This is a genomic window from Curtobacterium sp. MMLR14_010 (genome assembly GCF_001865015.1).
GTDB lineage: Bacteria > Actinomycetota > Actinomycetes > Actinomycetales > Microbacteriaceae > Curtobacterium.
Genome location: NZ_MJGV01000051.1, coordinates 1,006 through 1,672 on the forward strand (window position 1 = coordinate 1,006; position 667 = coordinate 1,672).

Sequence of the window (667 nt, forward strand, 5' to 3'; positions counted from 1 at the left end):
TCGCCGCCGAGATCGTCGGCGTGCCGAGCAGGATCACGATCGCGATGGCGCCGCCGACCATGATCAGCAGCGTGACGAGGAGCATCATGCTGCGGAACTTCCAGATCCGGCGGCCCTCCTCCACCTCGTACGCGGTGTTCATCGCCCGACCGAACGCGGTCGCGTAGCCGGACATCGACCAGAGCGTCAGCACGATGCCGATCCAGAAGCCGAGCCACGGGTTGTCCAGGCTGAGGAGCTGCCGGAGGGGCTGCTCGAGGTGCACGGCCGTCTCGGGCCGGACGATGAACCCGAGGATCTCGATGATGTCGCCCAGGCTGTCGCCCTGCCGGTCGACGATCGACAGTGCGGAGACGACGGCGAGCGTCGTCGGGAACACCGTCAGCAGCGCGAAGAACGTCAGGGACGCCGCGGCGTCGACGACCCGGTGCCGGATCACCGAGTGGTAGGTACGACGCACGACCGCACGGACCCCGGTCCGCTGGAGGTCACGCGTCATGCGGTCCGGCATGGGTACGAAGATATCGGTTGTGTGAGCAGCGCACGTCTTCCGTGACCCACCACCGGACGGGAGGCCCGTGGCGGCGCCGCCACGAGCCTCTCGTCCGGTGGTGGTCCCGACCACCCCGCCGGGCCAGCGCGCTCAGTTCGCGTTGGGGTGCAGCGC

Annotated in this window: 1 protein-coding gene; it reads right to left on the reverse strand. The window is 69.1% G+C overall.

Translation table 11 applies throughout. From position 1 onward, the window contains the following. On the reverse strand, nt 1-511 hold a 511-nt coding region (locus BIU98_RS12600; RefSeq protein ID WP_139200721.1), incomplete at its 3' end, for a YihY/virulence factor BrkB family protein. Between the last annotated feature and the right edge of the window lie 156 nt (nt 512-667).